This is a genomic window from Methylocaldum sp. RMAD-M (genome assembly GCF_017832375.1).
In the GTDB taxonomy this organism is placed as follows: Bacteria; Pseudomonadota; Gammaproteobacteria; order Methylococcales; family Methylococcaceae; genus Methylocaldum.
On the sequence record NZ_JAFIBZ010000010.1, the window covers coordinates 51,818 to 75,727 of the forward strand.

Annotated in this window: 22 protein-coding genes and 1 pseudogene; 14 read left to right on the top strand and 9 right to left on the bottom strand. The window is 59.9% G+C overall.

Annotation, left to right across the window (positions count from 1 at the left end; all coding sequences use genetic code 11):
* Nucleotides 1-283 precede the first annotated feature (283 nt).
* On the top strand, nucleotides 284-925 hold the full coding sequence (locus JOD69_RS11850) for a YsnF/AvaK domain-containing protein (protein WP_205781040.1): 642 nt from the start codon (nucleotides 284-286) through the stop codon (nucleotides 923-925).
* A 53-nt stretch (nucleotides 926-978) separates the two neighbouring features.
* Nucleotides 979-2,070: a DUF2382 domain-containing protein gene (locus JOD69_RS11855; protein WP_086134043.1), complete on the top strand. Its 1,092-nt coding sequence runs from the start codon at nucleotides 979-981 to the stop codon at nucleotides 2,068-2,070.
* Nucleotides 2,071-2,671: 601 nt separating this feature from the next.
* Here the strand turns inward: JOD69_RS11855 and JOD69_RS11860 are convergent.
* Nucleotides 2,672-4,822: a molybdopterin oxidoreductase family protein gene (locus tag JOD69_RS11860; protein ID WP_086134042.1), complete on the bottom strand. Its 2,151-nt coding sequence runs from the start codon at nucleotides 4,820-4,822 to the stop codon at nucleotides 2,672-2,674.
* Nucleotides 4,823-4,861: 39 nt separating this feature from the next.
* Nucleotides 4,862-5,539 (bottom strand): DJ-1/PfpI family protein, encoded by a 678-nt coding sequence (locus tag JOD69_RS11865; RefSeq protein WP_086134041.1) that lies wholly within the window; start codon nucleotides 5,537-5,539, stop codon nucleotides 4,862-4,864.
* Nucleotides 5,540-5,653: 114 nt separating this feature from the next.
* Here JOD69_RS11865 and JOD69_RS11870 point away from each other — a divergent pair, with 114 nt between their 5' ends.
* A complete protein-coding gene (locus tag JOD69_RS11870; protein WP_086134040.1) occupies nucleotides 5,654-6,250 on the top strand; it encodes a TetR/AcrR family transcriptional regulator in 597 nt (198 codons plus the stop codon).
* A gap of 291 nt (nucleotides 6,251-6,541) precedes the next feature.
* Here JOD69_RS11870 and JOD69_RS11875 read toward each other — a convergent pair whose 3' ends face one another.
* Nucleotides 6,542-8,404, bottom strand: coding sequence for an FG-GAP-like repeat-containing protein (locus tag JOD69_RS11875; RefSeq protein WP_077728726.1), 1,863 nt, complete (start codon nucleotides 8,402-8,404; stop codon nucleotides 6,542-6,544).
* Between the two features lie 632 nt (nucleotides 8,405-9,036).
* Between JOD69_RS11875 and leuA the strand changes: the two genes are divergently transcribed.
* Complete coding sequence (leuA, locus tag JOD69_RS11880) at nucleotides 9,037-10,752, top strand: 2-isopropylmalate synthase (protein WP_205781044.1); 1,716 nt, start codon at nucleotides 9,037-9,039, stop codon at nucleotides 10,750-10,752.
* A 112-nt stretch (nucleotides 10,753-10,864) separates the two neighbouring features.
* On the opposite strand, the gene JOD69_RS11885 is transcribed toward leuA, so the two are convergent.
* Both JOD69_RS11885 and JOD69_RS11890 read right to left on the bottom strand, forming a co-directional pair.
* Complete coding sequence (locus JOD69_RS11885; RefSeq protein WP_156880540.1) at nucleotides 10,865-11,224, bottom strand: hypothetical protein; 360 nt, start codon at nucleotides 11,222-11,224, stop codon at nucleotides 10,865-10,867.
* A 100-nt stretch (nucleotides 11,225-11,324) separates the two neighbouring features.
* On the bottom strand, nucleotides 11,325-11,636 hold the full coding sequence (locus JOD69_RS11890) for a hypothetical protein (RefSeq protein ID WP_077728724.1): 312 nt from the start codon (nucleotides 11,634-11,636) through the stop codon (nucleotides 11,325-11,327).
* Nucleotides 11,637-12,210: 574 nt separating this feature from the next.
* On the opposite strand from JOD69_RS11890, the pseudogene JOD69_RS11895 reads away from it, so the two are divergent.
* Nucleotides 12,211-12,606 (top strand): annotated as a pseudogene (locus JOD69_RS11895) (DsbA family protein); the annotation flags it as partial.
* Nucleotides 12,607-12,658: 52 nt separating this feature from the next.
* Here the strand turns inward: JOD69_RS11895 and JOD69_RS11900 are convergent.
* A complete protein-coding gene (locus JOD69_RS11900) occupies nucleotides 12,659-14,086 on the bottom strand; it encodes a hypothetical protein (protein WP_086134037.1) in 1,428 nt (475 codons plus the stop codon).
* A gap of 229 nt (nucleotides 14,087-14,315) precedes the next feature.
* On the opposite strand from JOD69_RS11900, the gene JOD69_RS11905 reads away from it, so the two are divergent.
* The 4 genes from JOD69_RS11905 (at nucleotide 14,316) to JOD69_RS11920 (ending at nucleotide 17,032) form a co-directional block, all read left to right on the top strand.
* A complete protein-coding gene (locus JOD69_RS11905; protein ID WP_168175342.1) occupies nucleotides 14,316-15,116 on the top strand; it encodes a haloacid dehalogenase type II in 801 nt (266 codons plus the stop codon).
* A 71-nt stretch (nucleotides 15,117-15,187) separates the two neighbouring features.
* Complete coding sequence (locus JOD69_RS11910; protein ID WP_086134036.1) at nucleotides 15,188-15,595, top strand: GFA family protein; 408 nt, start codon at nucleotides 15,188-15,190, stop codon at nucleotides 15,593-15,595.
* A gap of 85 nt (nucleotides 15,596-15,680) precedes the next feature.
* Nucleotides 15,681-16,076, top strand: coding sequence for an MAPEG family protein (locus JOD69_RS11915; protein ID WP_077728719.1), 396 nt, complete (start codon nucleotides 15,681-15,683; stop codon nucleotides 16,074-16,076).
* Between the two features lie 5 nt (nucleotides 16,077-16,081).
* A complete protein-coding gene (locus tag JOD69_RS11920) occupies nucleotides 16,082-17,032 on the top strand; it encodes a 2-dehydropantoate 2-reductase (RefSeq protein WP_240506935.1) in 951 nt (316 codons plus the stop codon).
* Nucleotides 17,033-17,319: 287 nt separating this feature from the next.
* On the opposite strand, the gene JOD69_RS11925 is transcribed toward JOD69_RS11920, so the two are convergent.
* The 3 genes from JOD69_RS11925 to JOD69_RS11935 form a co-directional block, all read right to left on the bottom strand.
* Entirely contained in the window at nucleotides 17,320-18,201 is an 882-nt protein-coding gene (locus JOD69_RS11925; protein ID WP_086134034.1) for an AraC family transcriptional regulator, read from the bottom strand.
* A gap of 454 nt (nucleotides 18,202-18,655) precedes the next feature.
* Nucleotides 18,656-20,020, bottom strand: coding sequence for an ATP-binding protein (locus tag JOD69_RS11930; protein WP_205781039.1), 1,365 nt, complete (start codon nucleotides 20,018-20,020; stop codon nucleotides 18,656-18,658).
* 6 nt (nucleotides 20,021-20,026) lie between these two features.
* On the bottom strand, nucleotides 20,027-20,746 hold the full coding sequence (locus JOD69_RS11935; RefSeq protein WP_077728708.1) for a response regulator: 720 nt from the start codon (nucleotides 20,744-20,746) through the stop codon (nucleotides 20,027-20,029).
* Between the two features lie 167 nt (nucleotides 20,747-20,913).
* Here JOD69_RS11935 and JOD69_RS11940 point away from each other — a divergent pair, with 167 nt between their 5' ends.
* From JOD69_RS11940 to JOD69_RS11960, 5 genes are all read left to right on the top strand, one after another.
* Nucleotides 20,914-22,041 carry an isoprenylcysteine carboxylmethyltransferase family protein gene (locus JOD69_RS11940; protein ID WP_166642692.1) on the top strand — a complete coding sequence of 376 codons (1,128 nt, stop codon included), beginning with the start codon at nucleotides 20,914-20,916 and terminating at the stop codon, nucleotides 22,039-22,041.
* A gap of 15 nt (nucleotides 22,042-22,056) precedes the next feature.
* Complete coding sequence (locus JOD69_RS11945) at nucleotides 22,057-22,470, top strand: hypothetical protein (RefSeq protein WP_077728706.1); 414 nt, start codon at nucleotides 22,057-22,059, stop codon at nucleotides 22,468-22,470.
* Nucleotides 22,471-22,573: 103 nt separating this feature from the next.
* Complete coding sequence (locus JOD69_RS11950) at nucleotides 22,574-23,011, top strand: VOC family protein (protein ID WP_077728705.1); 438 nt, start codon at nucleotides 22,574-22,576, stop codon at nucleotides 23,009-23,011.
* Between the two features lie 4 nt (nucleotides 23,012-23,015).
* Entirely contained in the window at nucleotides 23,016-23,363 is a 348-nt protein-coding gene (locus JOD69_RS11955) for a GFA family protein (protein ID WP_077728704.1), read from the top strand.
* Nucleotides 23,364-23,426: 63 nt separating this feature from the next.
* A complete protein-coding gene (locus JOD69_RS11960; RefSeq protein WP_077728703.1) occupies nucleotides 23,427-23,840 on the top strand; it encodes an SgcJ/EcaC family oxidoreductase in 414 nt (137 codons plus the stop codon).
* Nucleotides 23,841-23,910 lie beyond the last annotated feature (70 nt).

The following is a 23,910-nucleotide window of genomic DNA, read 5'->3' on the forward strand; positions in this document are numbered from 1 at the left end:
GTATTATCGGCGTCGATGCCGCCGAATGTCACCGTTGCCGTCGCGACACAAGACCTGGATGGTTCTCCGCGTGCAAATAGCGTCGGAACTTGGCGGTTCGCGGGGAACTCCGCGATGCTGTCCGTTTCCAAATAGAAACATCGGCGTTACTTGATAAGGAATCGAGACATCAGGATGCAAAGAGGAATCACTTTAGTCTCGCCGCGCGAATCCGCATTCGCGGGTGTACAGAATCCACCGCCCTACCAGTCCGAATCGGAGACCTCAAGCTAAGCCGTACGCCATGGAAAGCTCATTCCAACCCGGTGCGGTAGTCGTCAGCAGAGACGGTTTACCGGGTTTTGTCGATCCCGCATTCCTTCCCGTCAACGAACAGGCCGTAGTGCAAGTGCAATTCGAGCGCGGCGAACGGCTGGTGATCCCCGTGAACGTCCTCGATCGGCAGGAAGACGGAACCTATGTTCTGCCCATGACCTTGGCCGAAGCCATGACCACTTGGCGGGACCCGTCGGAAAGCGGCGAAACGCTGACCATTCCCGTAGCGGAGGAACGACTGGTACGGCAAATCCGCAAAATCGAAACCGGGCGGGTGCGCATCACCAAACGCATTTCTACCCGGGTCGAAGAGGTCGATGATCCACTAATCCAGGAAACGCTTCATGTCGAGCGGGTCGCCGTAAACCGTCCTATCGATGAGCCGGTGCCCGCCCGGCATGAAGGCGACACGCTGATCATTCCCGTATTCGAAGAAACCCTGGTAGTGCGGAAGCAGCTGGTTCTGAAGGAAGAGCTGCACGTGACCCGACGCAAAACGGAATCGCACCGGCCGCAACAAGTGACCCTGCGGCGCGAGGAAGTGTCGGTCGAGCGGGTTCCTCCGGAGAGACAGACGACGGACCTTGAACAGCCTGGAGTCTCAAACTGAGATGCCTCGATGTTTTTAATCGTATTTTTTAACGTTCGGACGAGGAGAAAGCCATGATTAACACAGTGGTTGGATTACTGGATAACCGATCGGAAGCCGAAAAAGTCGTGCACGACCTCGAGCGTGAAGGCTTCGGCCGAGATCACATTCATGTCATGACCAGCGATGTCGAATACGAGCGCGAGCTAGGCGCAGCCGGTGGAGCCCAGAAGGAATCCGGCCTCCGCTTCGTCCTTTCCAAGCTCGGGCTGCTGGAAGAGCGCCGGCATGAAATCGGGCTGCCTGCGGAGGACATCCGTTATTACTCTGAAGGCGTACGCCGCGGCGGCCTCCTGGTCACCGTCGAAACCGACGAAAGCCACGCCGACCGTGCTGCAGAGATTCTGGAGGAACACGGCGCGGTGAATATCGAGGAGCGCGCGGGTCAATGGCAGCAGACCGACATGACACAACAGCCGACCATGGGCAAAGCGGGCACTACTACAGAACCTATGCGTACCGCCGAGGAAGCGAAAATCCCGGTCGTCGAGGAAGAGCTGAAAGTGGGCAAGCGCGCCGTCAAGCGTGGCGGAGTCCGCGTCTATACCCATGTCAAGGAGCGGCCGGTTGACGAAGACATCACTCTGCGCGAAGAGCACGTCAACGTCGAACGCCACCGGGTCGACCGTCCCGTGTCGGACGCAGACATGGCAGCCTTCAAGGAAGGCACCATCGAGCTCACCGAAACGGGGGAAGAAGCTGTAGCCTCCAAGGAAGCACGGGTGGTTGAAGAAGTCACCGTCAGCAAAGGCGTGACGGAACATATCGAGACCATCCACGATACGCTGCGCCGGACCGAAGTCGACGTGGAAGAATTCGGCAGAGGCGCAGCCGAAACACCGTCCGGCTTCGAGCGTTTCGATGCCGATTTTCGCCAGCACTATTCGACCCATTTCGGCAATCAGGGACAGCCTTATGATCGGTACCTGCCCGCCTACCGCTTCGGCCACGCGCTGGGTAGCGATCCCGCCTACTCCGGCAAGGACTGGGCAGCGCTGGAACCGGATGTCCGGCGTGTGTGGGAGAAAAAACAGCCGAGCAGCAAATGGGACCAGATGAAAAACGCGATCCACTATGCTTGGGAACGCGCGCGGGGTCATCGCTGAATGCATCCGGCTCGCCTAACCCTTTAGGAATTTCCTGAGAAAGCCCTCTCCCCTCTGGATGGCGTCGCGAAAGCGCCCCCGCCACTGGGGAGAGCACAGCTGCCCGGTCAGGCTGGAATCCCTTCCCAATCGCAAACGGTCGCTTTAGTCGCGACCCTTCCAATCGCAAACGGTCGCTTTAGTCGCGACCCTTCCAATCGCAAACGGTGTCTCCGGGAACACCAAGGCGACGATTTCCGACACAAAGCCCGTCGGCAAAGGGTTACCGACCTACGACTGTAGCACCCTGTAGGTCGGGAATCCTTTCCCGACGCCACGTCCCGGCCGAGCGTCTTCGTCGGCAAAGGATTGCCGACCTACGCTCTCCCCTCCTGGAACGAATCCGTACACCGGGATGGAAAACGCTCTAAGTACATTCAGGGAATGTCTTGCGGCATAGGCAACCTGCAGGACAACCCCGCCAATCAAGCCAATCTGTCGAGATTCCGCAAATATTTGCGGAATGTACTTAGCAACAGGTCGACCATGCTCGGTCAACGACCTGCCCCGGCGGCCGTTAACGAGAATGAGCGCGTGATGATCCGGACGTGGATCCTGCTCGCTATTGGAGCCGGACATCCGCCCGCCACACCTCGACCAGATTGTCCGAGAACGTCGGCGCATGACCGAAGTTGCAGTAGGCGGCCGAACTGATCACATTGACCGAGCCGTCGGTGCGATTGCGGCTCCGCCAGTATCCGAGAGTCGCGACCACCACGCCCGGCGGAGTATCCTCGGTAACCCGCGCGTCGGCTTCGAATTCGCCGCGGTCGTTGAATACCTTCACATTATCCCCTTCGCGAATGCCGCGCGGTTCGGCGTCGGCCGGGTTGATGAGCACGAATTGCTCGCCCTGGGCGCGAATCTTGTGCTCTTCGTTCGCGTAACAGGAGTTCAAAAAGCCGTGGCTTTTGGGCGAAAGGATATTCAGCGGAAACCGTTTCGCCCGCTCGGGATCGCTCTCCGGCCGCTCGCGGCAGAGCACGTAATCGGGCAAGTCGTCGATCGGTTCCGCGCCTTGGCCGCTTTCGTACATCTGTCGGAAAACGGCGCCGACGAAATTGCCCTGCGCGGCGCCCGAGGCCTTGAACTCGCACTTTCCCGAGGGCGTCGGGAAGTTGCCCTCGGCGTGCGGCGCCGAGGTTTCCGGTTTGCCGCCTCGGATATGGGCGTAACCGCGCCGCTCCAGATAAGCCAGGTCGATGTCCCGAAGCTGCGGCGCATTCCAGTCGACGTAGTGTTCGATCATCTCGCGATCGCTGCGCGTGAACTGTTCGTCGTCGAATCCCATGACTTTTGCCAGGCGCCGGAACAGCTCAGTGTTGGGCACGGCTTCGCCCGAGGCCGGGACGGCTTTCTGGTTGAGGGTCAAATAGAGGTGGCCCCAGGACCACATGATGTCGTCCATTTCCCCCGCCATCGCGGCGGGCAGAACGATATCGGCGTAGGCGGCGGTGTCGGTGATGAAGTGCTCGCTGACCACCGTGAACAAATCCTCGCGCTTCAGGCCCTCGACGATCCTGTTGGTTTCCGGCGCCTGCGACACCGGGTTGGCGTTGTAGACCATCAGGGACTTGACCGGCGGCGCGAGCGGCATGCGCCCTGTCAGCGCGTCGCCCAACTTCAGGATGTTGATCACGCGGGTCCCCGGCTTGATCCATTCCGGCCGGCACACCCGATCCCAGTGAATCGGAAATTCCCAGACCGGCATTTGTAGCAAGCCGCCGCCCACGTGTCGCCAGGCCCCGGTCAAGGCCGGCAGACAGCACACCGCGCGGATGGTCTGCCCGCCTCCGTGATGACGCTCCAGCGCGACGCCTATGCGAATCGCCGCGGGCTGGGTCGTGGCATATTCGCGGCTCAACTTCCGGATGTCGTCGGCGGGAATGCCGGTGATTTCGGCTGCGTACTCGGGCGTGTAGCGCGCCGCCCTCTCCTTCAGATCCTCGAATCCGATCGTGTATTGGGCGATATAGTCGCGATCCAGCAAATCTTCGGCAATGATCTGATGAATCATCGCCATGGCCAGGGCGCCGTCGGTGCCGGGCTTCGGGGCCAGATGCCAGTCGGCCTGCTTGGCGGTGCGGGATTTGTAGGCGTCGATCACCACCACCTTGGCGCCGTTTTTCTGCGCCTCGTGGACGATATGCCAGTGATGCAGGTTGGTGCTGACCGAATTGCAGGCCCAGATGATGATGTATTTCGACTGGGCGAAGCTTTCCGGATCGACGCCTCCGGTGGGGCCGACCGTGAGCAGCCAGGCGGTGGACGAACCGCTCGCGCAGAAGGTTTTTTCCAGCACGCTCGCGCCCAGCTTGTTGAAAAACGCATCGCCGACGGTCAGGCCCTGAAGAGTGCCCTGGTTGCCCAGGTAGTTGTAGGGAAGAATCGCTTCCGCGCCGTACTCGTCGATGATGGCAGTCCAGCGGGTCTTGATCTCGTCCAGCGCCTCGTCCCAGGAAATCCGCTCGAACCGGCGCGAGCCTTTCGGCCCCACGCGGCGCGAGGGATACAGCACGCGCTCCGGATTGTAGTGATGGTCGTGGAAATCCTTGAGCTTGGTGCAAAGGCCGCCCCGCGTTAGCGGATGATCGGGATTGCCGCGCACATTGACCAGCCGGTCGTTTTCGACTTCGTAGAGCATCGCGCAGGTGTCCGGGCAATCGTGCGGACACGCGCCGAATACGGTTTTCTTCTCGCTGGCAGCTGCCATTTCTTCTCCTCCGGTCAATCGTTTTTATACAAATTTCAATCAAGATGACGCATGGGAATCGTCATACTCGATGTCCGTCGCGTACACATCGTAAGCCTTGCTGTATTCCATGACCCGAGCCACCTCCGCGATGAAATCTTCGCCGTACCCGGCCCGGCGCAGCAGGTGAAATCCGACTTCCATGCCCGAACTGATGCCGCCGCCGGTAACGATCCGTCCGGCGTCGACCACCCGCGCCCGGCTGATGCGGCAGGCCGGGGCCAGCTCGGCCAGGCGGTCGATGGGCACTTTGCCCGACGGGGATTGTTCCACGCGATCGGGCTCCTTGCGGTTGGTCGCCGCTTTTCCGTCCAACAGCCCCATCTTGGCGTAAATCCAGGAACCGGTGCATACCGAAACCAGCAGGGTTCTCTCGGGCAAGCCGCGGATGAACTCGTGCAGATGCCCGTTGTTGATTTCCTGCCGCGTGCCGAAACCGCCCGGGATCAGGAAGGCGTCCATGTCGGGCCGGTCCGCAAAGGAATAGTTGGGCAGCACCGTAAAGCCGGCCTGCGCCTGCACCGGACGCAAGGACTCGGCGATGAAGAAAGCCTCCAGCTCGGGATCGAATCGCCGGGCGACCGAGAATACGCCATAGGGCGCTGCGAAGTCGACGATTTCCAGATCCTTGCAGATGTAAATGCCTAATCGGAAACCGGGTTTAAACGTGTAACTCATGGTCGTTTCCTTGTGCTGGTCGAGGAGCAATCCGCCATGTAGACAGATCTGTCTACAGCATTGATGAGACAGACCATTCTGTCAATAATCCCGTAAACGCTTTCAAAACCTCTTATGACTCAAGACGCCACGCCTATTACGTCCTCGGCACGCGACCGCATCCTGGAAACCGCGCAACGGCTGTTCTACCAATACGGCATCCGCGCCGTGGGCGTCGATCGCATCATCGCCGAATCGGGCGTCGCCAAGATGTCGTTCTACCGCCACTTCCCGTCCAAAAAAGACCTGGTGATCGCGTTTCTCGAACGGCGTCATCGATTCTGGATGGATTGGTTTACCCGGCGCGTGCGGGAATTGGCCGAATCCCAAACTTCGCCAGGCCTCGGCATCATCGCGGATGCCCTGAAGGAATGGTTCTCGGATCCCGACTTCCGAGGCTGTGCGTTCATCAATACGGTCGCGGAACTGAGCGAGGATTCGGCGGAAGAACGCCGGATCGCGGCGGATCACAAGCGGGAACTGCGGGATTTCGTCCGAACGATGATCCCGGAGCGGCCGGGACGCTCGGCAAACGACGCGGCGGAACTGGCTCTGCTGATCATCGACGGCGCCATCGTGCGCGCCCAAATGACGGGCAATGCTGAAGTGGCTGAGGAAGCGCGCACCTTGCTCGAATTTTTGGATGGGGAACCGTTCGGATCAACCGCTTAGAACCTACTCGAGCGCCGGAATCGGGTAGGCGACGGCTAGGGAAGAGACACCGCGGAAAACCGAGCGGCGACCGAGGCGTCCAAAGAGACCATTGGTCAGCCCTCCGAGTGCTGGCTTCAAGAGAAGCGCGACGATTGGCGGTATCCTAGTTCAGGCGTCCGAATGCCGTCCACCGCTATGCCAGACCGGAGGATGCAAAGTCCCTCCCTCGGTGGAAAAGGGTTAGTAGGTGCGGGATCCGTTTCCGACATAATCGATCTATCGGCCACGGCTTGTCGACCTATGGCGACATTACAGGTTACAGTTTTGCACGGTATCCCGGTTATCGGCGGCGCAACGATCGCCGTTGACATGAGAGCCGCCGTCGGCGATGTCGTTGCCACCGGCACCGTCCACGACATTCAGCATATCGTCCCCCTCTCCGCCCCGAAGGATATCGTTGCCTGAACCGCCGCTGGCCCGGTCTCGACCGGGGCCGCCCTCGAGCAGGTCATCGCCCGCGCCGCCCCAGAGGATATCGTTGTCCTCGCCGCCACTGAGCTTATCGTTACCCGTGCCCCCACGGAGCGTGTCGTTGCCGTCGCCGCCGCAGATCAGGTCATCGCCGCCGCGGCCGTCGATCACGTCGTGGCCGGCCAGGCCGACGATGACGTCGTTGCCCGGCGTTCCCCGCAAGACATCATTGCCCGCAGTGCCGACAATCGTCGCCGGCATGCCGAAGCACACGGGCGTCGTCGGCCGGCTGACAAAGAGCACGGCCTGACCCTGACCAGGATTGCCGTCCACGCTTTGGTTCCAGGCACCTATCAGGAGGTCGGTTTTGCCGTCGCCGTTGACATCCCCCGCGCTCGCCAGTACCTGACCGAAGTGGGCGTCATCCTTGGGCGTCGGATGGTCGAGGGTGTGCAGCAAGATGCCATCGGCCCCGCTGAAGATGAAGGCCTGCCCCTGATGTGCATTGCCGCCCACGGTTTGCCTGGGCGCTCCAACCAGGAGGTCGGATTTGCTATCGCCGTTCACATCGCCCGCGCCGGCCACGGCCGAACCGAAGTGCGCACCTTCCTGAGGCAGGGGAGTATCGAGGGTCTGAAGGAGGGTCCCATCGGCCCCGCTGAAGACAAAGGCCCGTCCCTGGTACTCGTTGCCACCCACGTCTTGCAGGTAAGCTCCCACCAGAAAGTCGGGGGTGCCATCGCCGTTCACATCGCCCGCGCCGGCCACAGCATCACCGAAGTGCGCACTTTCCTGGACTATCGGGTCATCGAGGGTGTGCAGCAGGGTGCCATCGATCCCACTCAGGACAAAGGCCCGGCCTTGGCCGCGATTGCCGGCTACAGTTTGCCCGGACGCTCCCACCAGGAGGTCGGGAACCCCGTCGCCGTTTACATCGCCCGCGCCGGCCACGGCCGAACCGAAGTGAGCACCTTCCTGAGGCAGGGGAGTATCGAGGGTCTGAAGGAGGGTCCCATCGGCCCCGCTGAAGACAAAGGCCTGGCCCTGGCCGAAATTGCCCCCCAAATCTTGCGAGGATGCCCCCACCAGGAGGTCGGGAATCCCGTCGCGGTTGACATCCCCCGCGCTGGCCACGGCATCGCCAAAGTAGGCGTCGTCCTGAGGCGTCGGGTTATCGAGGGTGTACACCAAGGCCCCATCGGCACCGCTGAAAATATAGGCTTGGCCCTGGTCAGCGTGGCTGCCCACATCCTGGAAGGGCGCCCCCACCAGGAGGTCGGGAATCCCGTCGCGGTTGACATCCCCAGCCCTAGCCATGGCTCGACCAAAATAGGCGACAGCCTGGGGTGTCGGGTTATTGAGAATGTGCAACAGACTGCCGTCGGCCCCGCTGAAGACAAACGCCCGGCCTTGGGCATAGTTGCCATCCGCGTTTTGCCAGGACGCCCCCACCAGGAGATCGGGAATCCCATCGCGGTTGACATCCCCCGCACCGGCCACGGCGTCGCCAAAGTAGGCGTCGTTCTGGGGCGTCGGGTTATCGAAAATAAGGGGCACATAGGGAGACTCGGCGTTAGCCGACGCCAGCCAAAATCCGACCAGGACTCCGAGACCGCGCTTCAGGACCATAAGCTGGATTCGGGCACTCAAGGCCTCCCTTGAGAGCCGCCAACGGGTCGGTCCGTTTTCCACGCTTTTCATACGAGTTACTCCCTATCTCTATGGGTATCATCGAACGAAGGCCGCGGTTTTTTTTGCGTTTTTACCGGGCATCGGTGAGTGTGCGAAATTAATGCCATCCGTGGGCGGTTGGGTCGGATCAATGGAATCCGGATTTGGCCGTCAGGCGAGGAATGCGGAGTTGGATCAATGTCACATTCGGAATGAACTTCTCTGTTCGCCGGATAGTCGCACCGCACTTGTCCTTGCAACTGCTGCCTTCAAGAAGCTTGCTTCGTCACATGCAACGACTTGCGGTTCGCGGAATTCGTATTGACACCATGGCGACCGAGCTGTTAGCGTGAAGCCATGAATCGACGGCAGCCCTCCATCCCTCCTCTTCTGGCTCTTACCCCGAGCCTCGGTCTGCTGCTGCCCCGCGCGGGCAAATAACTCACCTCATTTTTTCCTTCGATCGACTGAACACCCTTCACGGGATAACTGCGTCCGTACGACGCCTTTTCCTGGAGTACGACCATGAACCACCTGACGCCCGCCCTACCCCTGCTTCGACTTCAACCCGGTTGCCGGGCCTTGCGTTCGCGGCAGCCCGGCAGCCTTTCCGTCGCCGCAATGGACACTCATCGCATCCGACGAAAACCCAGGAGTCACCGATCATGTTGAAGCAGCCGAACACCAAATACCGTTCCTTTCCCAAGGTCCGACTCGCGGACCGCACCTGGCCCGACCGGGTCATCACCCAAGCGCCCATCTGGATGAGCACCGATCTTCGCGACGGCAATCAGGCGCTGTTCGAGCCCATGAACGCCGAGCGCAAGATGCGCCTGTTCGAGAAGCTGGTGGATATAGGCTTCAAGGAAATCGAGGTCGCCTTCCCTTCCGCCTCGCAGACCGAATTCGACTTCGTCAGGACTCTGATCGAAGGCGGACACGTCCCCGCCGACGTCACCATAGAGGTGCTCACTCAGGCCCGCGAACACCTGATCCGTCGCACCATGGAATCGCTCTACGGCGCCCGCCGGGCCATCGTCCACGTCTACAACGCGACTGCCCGGCCGTTCCGGGAAATCGTTTTCGGCATGAGCCCCGACCAGGTCATCGCGATGGCGGTTTCCAGCGTGAAGCTGGTTCGGGAACTCGCGCAGGCGCATCCGGACACCGAATGGGTGCTCGAATACAGCCCGGAAGCCTTTACCGGCACCGAACTCGAGTTCGCCCGCGACATCTGCGACGCGGTAGTGGAGGCCTGGGGCGCGACTCCGGAGCGCAAGGTCATCATCAACCTGCCGGCGACGGTGGAGATGGCGACACCCAATGTCTACGCCGACCAGATCGAATGGATGCACCGGAATCTGGCGCGGCGCGAATGCGTCGTTCTGAGCGTCCATCCCCACAACGACCGGGGCACCGCGGTCGCCGCAGCGGAACTTGCGGTCATGGCCGGGGCCGATCGTGTCGAGGGTTGTCTGTTCGGCAACGGCGAGCGGACCGGCAACGTGGACTTGGTGACTTTGGCACTCAATCTGTACACCCAGGGCATCGATCCGGGCCTCGATTTTTCGAACATCAACGAGATCGCGCGGACCGTGGAAGACTGCATCCGCTTGCCGATCCATCCGCGCCACCCTTACGTGGGCGATCTGGTATTCACGGCCTTTTCCGGCTCGCATCAGGATGCGATCAAAAAGGGCCTGGCCCATCAGCGGCCCGATACATTCTGGGAAGTGCCTTACCTCCCCATAGACCCGGCCGATTTGGGCCGTTCCTACGACGCCATCATCCGCGTCAACAGCCAGTCGGGGAAAGGCGGCATCGCCTACCTGCTCGAGTCGGCCTATGGACTGGTGCTGCCTCGCCGGCTACAGGTCGAATTCAGCGGCATGGTGCAACGGCATGCCGACGCCACCGGCGCCGAAGTCATGCCGGACGAGCTTTGGCGAATGTTCTCCGAAGAATATCTGGGACCGGCGACGACCATCCGCTATCTCGAGCATCATCTGTTCGAGCATGGAACGGTTCAGGGAATTCGCCTGATGCTGGAAACGAACGGCCGGCGGATCACGCTGACCGGCGAAGGCAACGGTCCCATCGATGCCGTGGCTCACGCCTTCGGGGGAATGGTGCGGGTTCAATCCTATGAAGAACGTTCCATGGGACAAGGAGCCGACGCCAGAGCCGCCGCCTTCGTCGAAGTCGCGATCGACGGCATTCCCGGCATCCGCTATGGCGCCGGCATAAACGCCAACATCGTCACGGCGTCGGTGCTGGCGATCGTCAGCGCCCTGAACCGCGGCCTCAACGGCATCGAACCCGAGGCGCGGGAAGAGGTTGTCGCCATTTTGGAAAAGTCCGTGCGACAGGTCGCTTGATTCGCCGGGAAGCGGAACGAGACGAACGGCGTTTGTCGCGAGAGCGAAGTCCAGGGAGGGACTTCGTCAAAAAAAGGAAACCGGCAAACCAATCAGGACGCTGAGAAGCTCATCATATTCTGCGTGCCCGTGTTTCCGTCCATTGGAAGACTTCCATGACGGGACTGCGCTCGGCACGCCAAATTGAAAATCGGTGTACGGACCGATGCGCCATCACTGTTCTTTCAAGCACCGCCGCTTGCATCGCGGCTTGTTGCGATGCCGGATCAACCGAGCCGGACGTAATATCCAGATCTCCTTCCACTCGATCGAGCGCGCTGTCGTCCAGCCTTGACGATGCAATACCCGTTTCTTGCCGGGACGGCTTATCCAAGGCACGAAACTCGGATTGACCATAGGCACTGGTTATGGATGAGAGCACAAGCGATAACAGACCACCCCGTGTGAATGATTTTTTCATCCGGCTCTTCATGATTTTCTGATCGAGGTAAAAAAGCGGGGGAGCGCATGACCGCTCCCCCGCCTGGTTCTCCGGCCCTCATCAGCATTCGATAGGGGCCCGAGGCTTCTCGTTATTTACCGCCAATGCTCTGCTGCGTGACCGACACGATAGTCTGATCGGCGCCGCCCTTACTAAAAAGGGCTAGATTGACCGCAGTTATCGTGGTTACGGCTATGTTCTGGTTAACGTTACCAGCGTTGACCTTACCACCGTTATCTTTCTTAAACGGTATCAAAGTCCCGCCTTCGACGGCAGAGAGTTGCCCTTCGGTCATCGGTTTTAAGCTGGACACCTTGCCCAACGCCCGGAAGTCGTTATCGGCCATTGCAGGCCCGGCAACCATAACCGATGACAATACAGCCGCTAATGCATAAGACTTCATAATGGAACTCCTTCTCTCATGATCCAATAATTATGATGACGACGATTTGATCCCAGAGAAATCAAAGTATGCCGATTTTTCACGGAACCTTATCCAACCGGGCTCCGTAACGGAGCTGGCCCGGATTTTACGGACACTAATTCGAACTCCTTTTGCTCATCGTCCAAGTTTTCGATGGCCGCTTGATACGAGAGTTCAACGAAATTCTACGTACGCCGCTTGACGCAGCCGTTGCCCATCCGACTCGCGGCCGTCAGCTTGCTGCACGCTTTCAGCCACCTGAGGAAGCTCTGAACAGTGGATTCCGTTCATGCCCCTTCGACAGGCTCAGAGCAGGCTCAGGAGAGCGTTCGACAAGCCTGTCCTGAGCCTGTCGAAGGACTTAGAGCGTCTTTCATCCCGGTGTACGGCTTTGTGTCGGGCGGGAAGAACGTAGGTCGGCAATCCCTTGCCGACTTATCGGCTCGGCAAAGGATTGCCGACCTACCTATCGGGCGCTCTGACACCGAATCGGAAAATGCTCTAATCAGAGCTTCCCTGACAGGCGTGACTGTAATCCGGCCGCCCCGATCGGAATAAGGCGGCCTTGGCTTTAATAGCGGAACACTGCGGGCTGGAACCGGATGCCGTCATCCGAAGCACCGACGACCGCTCGTCGCAGCGGCGCGTGCTGAAAGGCGTTGTTCGCGGCCAACGGGAAGGATTGTTCGGAGTGCCCTTCTTCGTCTACGGTCCGCACCGCTACTGGGGCAATGACCGTCTCGAGTGGTTGTGGCAATGGCGTATCGCCGATCTTGAACCGTTTGCGCAGCTGAACGCCGATCCGCGGGTGGCGGAAACGTTTCAACGCCCGGCGCTTCCCTCCAACCATCCGCTCCGTGAGCACTGTTTGTATCGCCTGCCCAAAGCGCGATGGGAATGCCCTCCCCGATTTGGAGGAGGGCGCAAAGTGCGCCGGTCTTGCCGATAAAAGCCCGACCTTTTACGGCATGCGGCGGTTTTCACTTGGGGCCCCGGCAAATTTACGGATTGCAGTTTTGGAAAGAATTCTTCGAATTGCCCGCGCATAAGTCCCGACCGGCGCCACCGTCGATTCGATCATTGCCAGGACCGCCTAAAATGGCGTCGTTGCCCGCGTCGCCCCGAAGCGTATCGTTGCCGCCGGCACCCGAAATCGCGTCGTTTCCACCACCGCCGCCGACGATATCGTCACCCGCACCGCCACGAAGCCGGTCGTTACCCTCGCCACCACAAATCAGATCATCCCCGCCACGGCCGTCGATCGTGTCGTTGCCGCCCAAGCCGGAAATGACATCGTCGCCCGACGTGCCGCGCAACGCATCGGGGCCATCCGTTCCCTCGATCGCTCCGGCGGGTGGGGAGCCAGCGCACGGGTCCGTTGCCGAGGCTACGGCTATCCCTGACGGCTGGACAATGTGGGGATCGGTAATCGAAGTCAGCAAGACGCCGGTGCGCGCGTCATACACCTTGACATCATTGGCATAGTATTCCGAGACGTACAATTTCCCCTTGTAGGGATGCAGCGCGATCTGATCCCATCCGATCGATGCGAACGTACTGGAAACCGGAATTGAAAACAGATGCTCGGCGCCGAGTACCGCGGTAACTGCGTTATACGCAAAGACGTCGACGAGACCCTCGAAGCCGCTTCTGGCAAAGACCCGGCGTCCTGCGAAATCCACCAGGCCGGAAACGCCCTGTATACCGGATAACGGTCGTGTGTCGACCTGTTTTAGCCCGGGGATCGTGAACGACTTAATTTCAGCAGGAAAGCCATTAAGGACAAGGCCCGACGTGCCACCCGGAGCGCAAAAGACATTGTTGGGTTCATCGGAACCGAGAGACAGGCCCTCGCCCGTATCCCTCAACAGGCCCGCGCCATCGATGGTGAGGCGGCGCACCCTCCTGTCCGTATACGATACGGCCAGCACCGAGCCATCGCTGCAGACTTCGATCGAACTGGTATCAGAGCCCACGAACAAGGTATGGATCTCGGTCTGGCTGGCGATGTCGACGACCGAGATCGGTTGAGGATCAATGGAATCGCACACCAGCAGGAACTTGCCGTCCGGGCTGATCGCGAGCTCCTCGCCATGATTGGAAATGGGAATCGGGTTTGGGCCTTCGGCAAGTCGGGGTGGCAACGCGGTCAAATCGATGACGAAGACCTCGCTGTTGAAATTGGTCACAAAGCCCCGAGTCTGATCCGGCGTAATAACAACGTCACCGATACTGAAACCTGGGATTGTCGTTACCGAGCCCAACACTGTATCGGTGTCGGCATCGAATACCGTAACTGATCGTGTAGCATCATCCGCTACCATGCCGAGAGTCCTCGCGAAGAGCGAGGGGGCCTGTAAGGCCAGGACAAGAATAACGCCATTGAGCACCGTCGCCGGGCCAATCCTTGTCCCGTAATCGCTATCCATACGACTTCATCCCTGCAGGTGTGATTGAAAGGCGGTCTGCAAAATCCATTGAAGAAAAGGTGCATAATCTTGGACACACTCAGGATCGGACCATTCGTATCGGATCCAAGAATTAACGTGAAGCGCCGTATGCGCATCAGTCGGTCGACACGGACCGGACCCATCCAATTTCCACCCTTCGTTCGAGGTACCAAGAACTATGAGTTCGTCCATCACCCGGAGAAAATTTATGCTTGCCGCGTCGTCACTCGGGCCTCTCATCCTGACCAACCCACTTTACGTCTTCGCCAAGACCGGCCGTGGTGACTCGGAAGTATCTCGCCCACGCAATGAGGCAGAGCGACGACCGCGATCGGGTGACGAGCGGAAGCCTCGCATCCTGGTCTTCGACGTCAATCAGACGATGCTGGATCTGAATGCGCTTCGGCCGCAATTCGAGCATGCGTTCGGCAACGGCGCCGCGCTGGACGAGTGGTTTTCGCTTCTTTTGCAATACTCGATGGTTGTGTCCCTGACCGACGCGTACTCCGACTTCGGATCGATCGGCAAAGCGACGCTGGACATGCTGGCTGACACCAAGGGAATCAAGCTCTCCGCCGAGGACAAGAAGCGTATTCTGCAAGGCATACTGACGCTCCCGCCCCACCCGGACATGGTCGACAGTTTGGAACGCTTGCGCGCCGCGGGCTTCCGAATGGTCACGCTGACCAATTCGAGCCCAGCGGCCGTCAAGGCACAGCTGGAAAACGCCCGGCTCACCGAGTATTTCGAGGAGTCCATCTCGGTGGACTCCATACACCGTTTCAAGCCCGATTTGCAGGTCTATCGGAGCGCAGCCGAGCATCTCAGTGCCAAGCCGAACAAACTACGGCTCATCGCCGCGCATGCCTGGGACGTGTTCGGCGCGATGCAGGCGGGATGGCACGCCGCGTTTGTCGCGCGACAGGGAATCCCCCTGTTCCCGCTGGCTCAGAAACCGGATATCGTAGCCTCCGACATGAAAGGCGTGACCGACGCGCTCCTGCGGTAAGGTCTTGCTCTACGAGCAGCTGGCACCATCACCGTTGCTCCCCTACCGAACAACCCTATCGAGGACACAGAATGATTACCGGCGGCTGCCTGTGCGGCACGATCAGATATGAAATGGATAACCCGCTTCAGTTCGCGCGTAACTGCCACTGCGCCATGTGCCGAAAATCTACCGGCGCAGCCTTCGCGACCTGGGGCTATGTCGAAGTCCAAAATTTTCGGTGGGTCCAGGGGGAGGAGTTCTTGGGACACTACCCGTCGTCTCCCGAGATCACGCGAACTTTCTGCGAGGTGTGCGGTTCGACCCTGCAGTTTCTTGCCATGCGGGCTTCGGCGGCAGCTTTCGGTTTGGCATTGGGCACGGTCGACAGCGATCCCGGCTGCAAACCCATGCGTCATGTGATGGTCGGTTCCAAGGCGCCATGGTTTGACATCACCGATCATTTGCCGCAATCCATGCTGGCTGCGCCGGATGACTAATTAGCCGGCATTCCGTGCTCCGACCTAAAAAGGACATACCACAGTACGTCCGTTCTAAACCAGGCAGTTCGACGCCCTCAGGAGAATCCAGCTTCATGAACACCTATCTGGTCTTCTCGTCGTCTTATACTTTCTGCTGAGTGTTCATGTCTCCGGGCGTCAGGGGGCTAGCAAAACGCTCATCGGCATGGATGCCGATCCGTCGAGCCCCCTCAACAAGGCCATTCGCGCGCATGGCAATGCCGCGGAGTACGTGCCCCTGTTGATCGTTCTTTTTCTTTACTTCAATACCGTTGGCGCCGGCGCATGGGTCGAGTGGACGGTAGTCGCCCTCACCCTCTGCCGAGTGCTTCATGCGGCGGGCATGCTGATGTCCGCCGATCTCAACCGGCCCCATCCGCTTCGCATCATCGGAGCCTTGGGTACTTACCTCGGCGGTTTCGCCCTCGGAATCGCTCTCTTGCTTAGCACAGCATCGTGAAAGAAATGAAAATAGCCATCATCGGAATCGGCGGGGTGGGCGGGTATTACGGCGGCAAGCTGGCCCGGTTTTACGCGGCTGGAAATGATCCCGAGATCGTGTTCGTCGCCAGGGGCGAGAACTTGAGGGCGATCCAGGCTCACGGCCTTCGTCTGACTACCGAAAACGAAAGCTTTACCTCGCGGCCTCACGTGGCCACCGACGATCCGTCCGAGCTTGGGGTCTTCGATTTAGTCCTGTTTTGCGTCAAGTCCTACGATCTCGAATCCAGCGCGCATTCCCTCAAAGGCAATGTCGACGAACGGACCACGATCATCACGCTGCTCAACGGCGTCGACAACGCCGAACGCTTGAAAGCGATTCTCCCCGAAGCGCGCATTTGCAACGGTTGCGTCTACATCGGCGCCCGCCTCGCTGCCCCAGGCGTAGTCCACCAGGCCGGAGGATCGTGCAAACTGTTTTTCGGCCCGGAGAGCGCAACAGCCGGAGATTTCGAAGCGATCGAAGCGCTCCTGCGGAAAGCGGACATCAAGGCCGAGTACCGGCGGGACATCGACGCCGTGGTCTGGGAAAAATATCTGTTCGTTTCGCCTTTCGCGAGCGCGACGGCCTATTTCGACAAAACTCTCGGCGAACTCATGGACGACGACGAAAGCAAGGCGGTCCTGATCAGACTATACGAAGAACTCGAACGCGCCGCACGGGCGAAAGGCGTTCGTCTCCCGCTCGACATCCGGGAGCTCTCGCTGGGCAAGGCCGCATCGTTTCCCCATGGTGCGAAATCGTCCATGCACATGGACTTCGAAAAAGGCGGGCGGACCGAATTGGAAACGATGACGGGAGCCGTGGTCGGAATGGCGCGCCAGTACGGAATTCCCGCGCCGCTCCACGAACAGGTCTATCGCGCCTTGTCGGCGCGTGCGGAACGGTTCGTCCAGAAAAGCGAACCGGCGTGAATGCGCTTCAGCTCATAGGATGCGCTGAGGTACGACAAATCGGCAGGGCGAGGCGCAACGCGACGAGCGGGCAGGCCAGGGACGGGCTGCCCCGGACTCGCGAGCGAAGCGGGACAGCGTAGCGTGGCGAGGCCAATTTGCACGGCGGAGCCGCCCGCAGGGTGCCGGATAGGGAGGTCCGGCATGAACCGCATCGATCGCGAACAATGCCTGTCCTGAGCCCAGTCGAAGGGCCTATCCTGAGCCCGGTCGAAGGGGGCTTCCCTTCGTTCAGCGCATCCTGTGAGCTAATAAATGGGCAGAAATACGTCAGTAACAGCCTCGCCTTCCGACACATCCGGAAAGAACCGGATTCGTTGCAAGAACATCGGAAAATCTCTCGGTTCTTCTCCGCTTTGCGGCAACCATTCGGAATAAAGGTATCGGATGGTATCTCGAAGGGTGTCATCGGAGCCGATGTGCCGCAACACCGCGCATCTGCCTCCGGGAATGGTTTTGCTCACTATCCGGACTTCGTTGTTGGCGAGGTCGTGAACGGTTGCTGCACATATGTCGATACGATAATCCTCAGGGGCGATTTCTGCCGGGTCGTTGTAGAGAATGTTGAATGTGGCACTAACCTTTGGCGAGAGATGATTCTGCTTTCGCCATTCGATGAATTTCCGTATTGAGTTACCGATCAGTTGTGGGTCGCCACGATGTTCAAGCGCGGCGACCTTGGTTTCATTGAAGGTGACGATTTTGACCTGCTCGCCGTTCGTTATCGATTTCATGTGATTGCTCCTTAGTTCGCTCAATCGTTGATAGGTCGCGTACCAAGGATTCCACTGCGGCTGACGCCTGAATTCGGAAGGTGACTGCCCGATGCTCTTTTTGAATGCGCGAGAGAACGACCCTGGCCCTTTGTAGCCACTGGCCAAAGCTATGTCGATGACTTGGCGGTGGCTGCGAAATGCTAGCTGATAAGAGGCTCGTTTCAAGCGACAAAGTTGAACATACTCGTATACACCGATCCCGAAGAGTTCAGAGAACTGCCGGTGGAAATGATATTTCGAGAAGGCCGCAACACCGCTGAGTATTTCCACGGAAAGGTCGTCCTCCAGGTGGTTATCAATGTATTCAAGCACCTTCCGGAACCGAGCGTGGACCTTCGCTGTGTTAGTGTTCAAAGAAACGTCTCCTTGGCGTTCAGGAGACTATCGTTCCAAGAACGAAGGGGCATAACAGATCTTGCGGAGCTAACGTTTTTGTTGACACATAATCGGGATAGGGCGATGCCTTACGGCACCGCTCCTCCCACACCACCGGGCATACGGGTCAGGTACCACGGCGGTTCGATGAATAACGGCCATCTCATGCTGCCAGCTCCGGCAGCCCCAGGTTAAGGAAGGTACGGCGCGGTAAGGCCAGCGTCAAAGCGGGCGTCTTGCTAAGCCGCCAGGGGCCATGCGCCGATTTACTGGTGTTCCAGGCTTCCCGGACGCTGACCCCGCATCTTCTCAGTTCGCGGTAACCCGCTCTTCCCCATTGCTTCCACTGATAGTAGCCGTAGGCGAATCCGGTTATCGAGCCGTTGTCGGCAAAGGATTGCCGACCTACAACATCTGTAATCGCCGATGTCAGTCAGGGGCCGGCAAAAACCGGGGACGACACCTTGGGCAAAGTCACCTTCACCAGCAAGCCGCCGCCCGGTCGGTCGGCCAGGGCAATTTCGCCGCCGTGGCGGCGCACGACCATGCGGGCGATGGTGAGCCCCAGCCCGGTGCCGCCGGTTTTGCGGCTGCGCGAGGCTTCCAGGCGGAAGAACGGGACGAAAACCCGATCCCTCATCGCGTCGGGAATTCCGGGTCCGCGGTCGCCGATGGTGATCTCGATGCAGTCGCCGCTATCGATCAGCACCACGTCCGCTGCTCGCCCGTAGGTCAGGGCATTGTCGATGAGGTTGGCGAAGGCGCGGCGCAGCGACACCGGGCGGCCCGAATATTTCAGATGCAAGGGGCCTTCGCAGGAAACAGGCTTTCCGGCGTCGGCGAAATCGTCGCATAGGCTTTGCAGCAGTACCGACAGATCGAGAACGGTCGGAGGTTCCGCCGCCGAATCGTCGCGGGCGAAGGACAAGCTCGCTGTCAGCATCGATTCCATCTCGTCCAGGTCGGCGGCCGCTTTCCGGCGTTGAGCGGGGTCTACTATCAATTCCGTGCGGAATCTCAGCCGGGTCAGTGCGGTTCTCACATCGTGGGAAATGGCGCCCAGCATTAAAGTACGGTCTTCGATCAGGCGGCGGATGCGGTTTTGCATGTCGTTGAAAGCCGCCGCGGCCTGGCGGATTTCGCTGGGGCCGGTCTCGCTCATGGGCGGGACATCCACATTGGCGCCGAGCCGTTGCGCGGCAAGGGCGAACCGGGCCAGTGGAGCGGTCACCTTGCGCGCGGCCCATAGCCCCAACGCCATGATGCCGAATAATGACACGCCGATTGCCAGCACCAGCCGCAAGGTCGAAAGCGCGCCGACACGCTCGGTTGCCATCGAGAACTGCACCCAGGTGCCATCCGACAGCGCCACCCAAACGTGCAGAGGGCCCGGTGCCGGCATCATCCAGTCCAATGCCGGCCGCTGCGCGCCGGCCGGATACCCGGCCTCGACCCGCTCTAGCCCGTAAGACTCCGAAAGAACGCGGACATCGCGCGCCAGATGGTGGGTCATCGCGTCTTGAGCCATGGCGGGCGGCGTTTCTCCGGGCCGCCAGGCAACCGACAGGCCCGGTTCGCTCAAGGCGGGAATCAAGGCCGGCCGGGAATCGGGGGACACCCGATTCAGCACCGAGGCGACGACGGCGGTACGGTGCAGGTTTCGGAAAGTCTCGTTCCATCCCTTGCCGTGGAACAGATCCAGCATGAAGATCGACAGGCTTGCCAACATGGTGAGAGCAAGCCCAGCGACGAGCAGCCCAACGATCCTGCCGGCGATGCTGTCGGGCCAGAGTCTCATTGGGTCTCACTTCTCGCGAAGGACACGGGGCACGAACAAATAACCGCCGCCGCGCACGGTCTTGATCAGCGTCGGGTCGTTGGGATCGGCCTCGATCTTGCGGCGCAGCCGGCTCAGCTGTACGTCGATGCTGCGATCGTACGGGCCGGCAATGCGTCCTTTGGTCAAGTCCAGCAACTGGTCGCGGCTCAAGACGCGTTGCGGATGTTCCGCGAAGGCCGCCAAGAGATCGAACTCGCCGCTCGTCAGCGGCATCAGCACGCCCTCCGGTGAATGCAGTTCCCGCTTGGCGAGGTCGAGCCGCCAGCCGTCGAAGACCAATGTCTTGGCTCCGTCGGACGCATGACTCGGCGCTCCACCGGTACGCCGCAGCACCGCCTTGATTCGGGCCAGGAGTTCGCGCGGGCTGAACGGCTTCACGACATAATCGTCGGCACCCATTTCCAGTCCGACGATGCGGTCGGTCTCCTCGGCGAGCGCGGTGAGCATGATCACCGGCAGATTCGACGTCGCCCGCAGCCGGCGGCAGAGCGCGAGGCCGTCGTCGCCCGGCAACATCAAATCCAGCACCACCAGATCGAAGCGCGCGACATCCATGGCTCTCGCCATGGCGTGTCCATCCGCCGCCGCATCCACTCGATAACCATGCCGTGCGAGAAACCCGGACAACAATTGGCGGAGTTCGCGGTCGTCGTCTACGATCAGAATACGCGGAGACTTCGACATGGGCGGATTGTCAGACATCCTTCACAACATTCCAGAAAAACTTTGTAACTTTCGGTAACAGATGGCGCAAATGAAATCGGCCGTTACAAATCTGCCACTCGGCGAAACCGTTCCGTAACCGATCGGGATTATCGTGTTATCCAACTCAAATGGAGAGGTCCCAAGCAATGAACGCCCCGTCTCGACCCGAGAATTCCACTACCCCGAAACGGCTGCTGAAGCCGACCGCATGGATCGTTTACCTGGTCATCGGTTTCGAAATCCTGTTCATGATCAGTCCGGCCGCCCTCTATTTTTACTCCTTGTACGGGCCGGCCTTGAATGTTCTCAACCGTTGGGAAGCCACGGCCTGGCTGACCCAGTTCTTTCTGCCCCATATTTCGACGACCCGGAGTCCGGTTCTCAACGCGCTGCCCTGGATCGGCGGGGTCTTCGCAGTGATCGGAGCGGCATGGTTCCTGGCCTCGGCGGGCCAGCTCTATTGGAACAAGTTCCGCCAAAAAGGACTGGTCACGACGGGCCTGTATGCCTTCAGCCGTCACCCGCAATATACCGCGCTGGCGCTGCTTGGACTGGGCACCCTGCTGATGTGGCCGCGCTTTCTCGTCTTGATCGCATACGTGGCGATGCTGTTCATGTATCGCTATCTCGCCGCCCTGGAAGAGCGGCGCTGCGAAGCGGAGTTCGGCCAAGCCTACCGGGATTACCAAGCCCGCACCCCGCCGATTCTGCCTTTCATTCCGCATTCCGCGGATCGCGGCGGACATCCCCGGATCGGACTCGGTGCATTGGGCGCCGTCGCGAGCATCATCGCTGCCTTGCTCATCGGATTCGGTTTGCGGGAATATACGCTATCGGAAATCACGGCGGTTTACCCAAACCGCGCCGCCGTGTTGTCGCCTGCTCCGCTCAGCGAGGAGGAACTGCTCGCGGCCTATCGTACCGCACTCAAGAACTCAGAGGTTCCGCAGCTGCTGGCGCGCTTTGGCGCGGATCCGCTGGTGGTCCATGTGGTACCTCGGGATTGGCACCTGGCCGACTTGCCGATCGACCTCGAGCCGGGGCGAGGAGGCCACCACACGCCGGCGAACTTCGACAGACGTTACTACAAGATCCTGTTCAGCCAAGCGCGCATCCATGAGAAGCGCGCGGCCGGGACGGACATCGTTCGATCGGCCTATGGTGTCGATCCGTTGCTGTTGGTCGAAGTCGACATCGCCGCCGGCAAGGTTACCGCCATCGAAACGCCCCCTGCCCACGTCGTGTGGGGCGATATTCCGACCCCTTTGTTTTAATCACGGAGATTCGTTATGAGGTTGCATCGTCTTGCAAGGTTCGTTGTCACGGCTGCGCTTGCGGCTATCGCGTCCGCTTGCGCCGACAAATCCTTGGTCGGCACGGCAGGAAACGGCGACATTGCGACAGTCAAGGTGTCCGGAGCAAGACAAGACATATCGGCCTCACATCCAAGCCTGTTCGACCTCTACGTCTCGGGAGACGGCAATACCGTTCGGGTGCCTTCCGGGAGCGCCATCAGGACATTGTGGGTTAGCGGAGTCAATCACAGGATTACCGTTTTATCCGGTGCGACCGTGCAATCCATCCAGATATCCGGAGTCGGAACGTCCATACGTCTGCCCGAGAACATCCATGTCGCCGTGAGCAGCAGCGGGGTGGCTGGCCGGGTTGTCGATGACACTGATGGTACGGGGCTCGACGATTAGCCTCCGCGCATTTGGAAAGAGGGAGGGGACCGGCAAACATCACGCACGCACTGAAAAAGAACCATTTTGGACAATCTGAACCCATTTCGCGAAGGAGATAGAGATGACCGTTAAACCGATTCCCGACGGCTTTCATACCGTGACGCCTTTTGTAGTCGTGGAAGGCGTCCCCCGGCTGATCGAATTCCTCAAGACCGCATTCGGAGCCATCGAGTGCATCAGAATTCATGACGCCGAGGGGCGCGTCATGCATGCCGAGGTCAAAATCGGAGATTCGATCGTGATGATGGGCGAGGCGATGGAACGACGTCCTTGTATACCGGCACTGCTTCATCTCTATGTACCCGACACGGATGCGACCTATCGCGCGGCACTGGATGCCGGTGCGACGTCGTTCATGGCACCGGGCGATCAGTTCTGGGGCGACCGTATGGCAGGCGTCCAAGACCCGGCCGGCAACCACTGGCTGATAGCGACCCATGTGGAGGATGTCGAGCCATCCGAGATCGCCCGGCGGGCGCTGGCTTTCAAGAAGGAATGAAACGATGGTCTACCAAGGTAGCTGCCACTGTGGGCAAATCGGTTTCGAGGTCGAAGGCGATATCGAACACGTCATCGAGTGCAATTGTTCCATCTGCAGCAAACGCGGCTCGCTGCTCTGGTTCGTGCCGCGGCAGCAACTTCGCCTGTTGACACCGGAACAAAATCTCTCCACGTACACGTTCCATACCGGCCGGATCAAACACCGATTCTGCGCCCGCTGCGGAATTCATACCTTTGGCGAAGGCACCGACCCCTCGGGCCGCGCCATGGCGGCCATCAATGCCCGCTGTCTCGAAGGCATCGATTGGTCACGAGTTTCGACCAAGCACTTCGACGGGCGCAGCCTCTGACCGTGTCGTCCGGCGAGGAGCGACAGCGATCAGGCAGACCGCTTTTAAAGCAAGGAACCATTCATGACACGCGACGAGCAATCCATACGCGAACTGATAACGACCTGGCATCGCGCTACCGCATCCGGCCAGGTGTCCGAGATTCTGCCCCTCATGTCGGAAGACGTCGTTTTCCTGGTCGCAGGGCAAGCTCCGATGTGCGGCCGGCAGGCATTCGAACAAGGCTTTCGCAACGTGCTGCAAACCCACCGCCTGCATGTCGAGGGCGAGATTCGGGAGATCGAGATCTCGGAAAATTGGGCTTATTGCTGGAGCTGCCTATCGGTTACCGTGACGCCCCGAAACGGGGGGGTTCCGGTACAGCGGACCGGCGACACGCTAACCATTCTCCGCAAGGGAGCTGATGGGGCTTGGAGGGTTTTTCGCGACGCCAACCTGCTGGCCGTCGCGGCGTCCGAGAAGACCGATGATGCTTAACCCGGCGTGGCTCGGAAAACATGAACGTAAAAGAGCGGCCTTGTCCTTGTGGCGGCGCTCACTCCGGTTC

What these genes read in the sequence shown, in the direction of transcription:
- JOD69_RS11850 (WP_205781040.1), top strand. Translation starts at nt 284, where the DNA reads ATGGAAAGCTCATTCCAACCCGGTGCGGTAGTCGTCAGCAGAGACGGT.
- JOD69_RS11855 (WP_086134043.1), top strand. Translation starts at nt 979, where the DNA reads ATGATTAACACAGTGGTTGGATTACTGGATAACCGATCGGAAGCCGAA.
- JOD69_RS11860 (WP_086134042.1), bottom strand. Translation starts at nt 4,822, where the DNA reads ATGGCAGCTGCCAGCGAGAAGAAAACCGTATTCGGCGCGTGTCCGCAC.
- JOD69_RS11865 (WP_086134041.1), bottom strand. Translation starts at nt 5,539, where the DNA reads ATGAGTTACACGTTTAAACCCGGTTTCCGATTAGGCATTTACATCTGC.
- JOD69_RS11870 (WP_086134040.1), top strand. Translation starts at nt 5,654, where the DNA reads ATGACTCAAGACGCCACGCCTATTACGTCCTCGGCACGCGACCGCATC.
- JOD69_RS11875 (WP_077728726.1), bottom strand. Translation starts at nt 8,404, where the DNA reads ATGAAAAGCGTGGAAAACGGACCGACCCGTTGGCGGCTCTCAAGGGAG.
- JOD69_RS11885 (WP_156880540.1), bottom strand. Translation starts at nt 11,224, where the DNA reads ATGAAGAGCCGGATGAAAAAATCATTCACACGGGGTGGTCTGTTATCG.
- JOD69_RS11890 (WP_077728724.1), bottom strand. Translation starts at nt 11,636, where the DNA reads ATGAAGTCTTATGCATTAGCGGCTGTATTGTCATCGGTTATGGTTGCC.
- JOD69_RS11900 (WP_086134037.1), bottom strand. Translation starts at nt 14,086, where the DNA reads ATGGATAGCGATTACGGGACAAGGATTGGCCCGGCGACGGTGCTCAAT.
- JOD69_RS11905 (WP_168175342.1), top strand. Translation starts at nt 14,316, where the DNA reads ATGCTTGCCGCGTCGTCACTCGGGCCTCTCATCCTGACCAACCCACTT.
- JOD69_RS11910 (WP_086134036.1), top strand. Translation starts at nt 15,188, where the DNA reads ATGATTACCGGCGGCTGCCTGTGCGGCACGATCAGATATGAAATGGAT.
- JOD69_RS11920 (WP_240506935.1), top strand. Translation starts at nt 16,082, where the DNA reads ATGAAAATAGCCATCATCGGAATCGGCGGGGTGGGCGGGTATTACGGC.
- JOD69_RS11930 (WP_205781039.1), bottom strand. Translation starts at nt 20,020, where the DNA reads ATGAGACTCTGGCCCGACAGCATCGCCGGCAGGATCGTTGGGCTGCTC.
- JOD69_RS11935 (WP_077728708.1), bottom strand. Translation starts at nt 20,746, where the DNA reads ATGTCGAAGTCTCCGCGTATTCTGATCGTAGACGACGACCGCGAACTC.
- JOD69_RS11940 (WP_166642692.1), top strand. Translation starts at nt 20,914, where the DNA reads ATGAACGCCCCGTCTCGACCCGAGAATTCCACTACCCCGAAACGGCTG.
- JOD69_RS11945 (WP_077728706.1), top strand. Translation starts at nt 22,057, where the DNA reads ATGAGGTTGCATCGTCTTGCAAGGTTCGTTGTCACGGCTGCGCTTGCG.
- JOD69_RS11950 (WP_077728705.1), top strand. Translation starts at nt 22,574, where the DNA reads ATGACCGTTAAACCGATTCCCGACGGCTTTCATACCGTGACGCCTTTT.
- JOD69_RS11955 (WP_077728704.1), top strand. Translation starts at nt 23,016, where the DNA reads ATGGTCTACCAAGGTAGCTGCCACTGTGGGCAAATCGGTTTCGAGGTC.
- JOD69_RS11960 (WP_077728703.1), top strand. Translation starts at nt 23,427, where the DNA reads ATGACACGCGACGAGCAATCCATACGCGAACTGATAACGACCTGGCAT.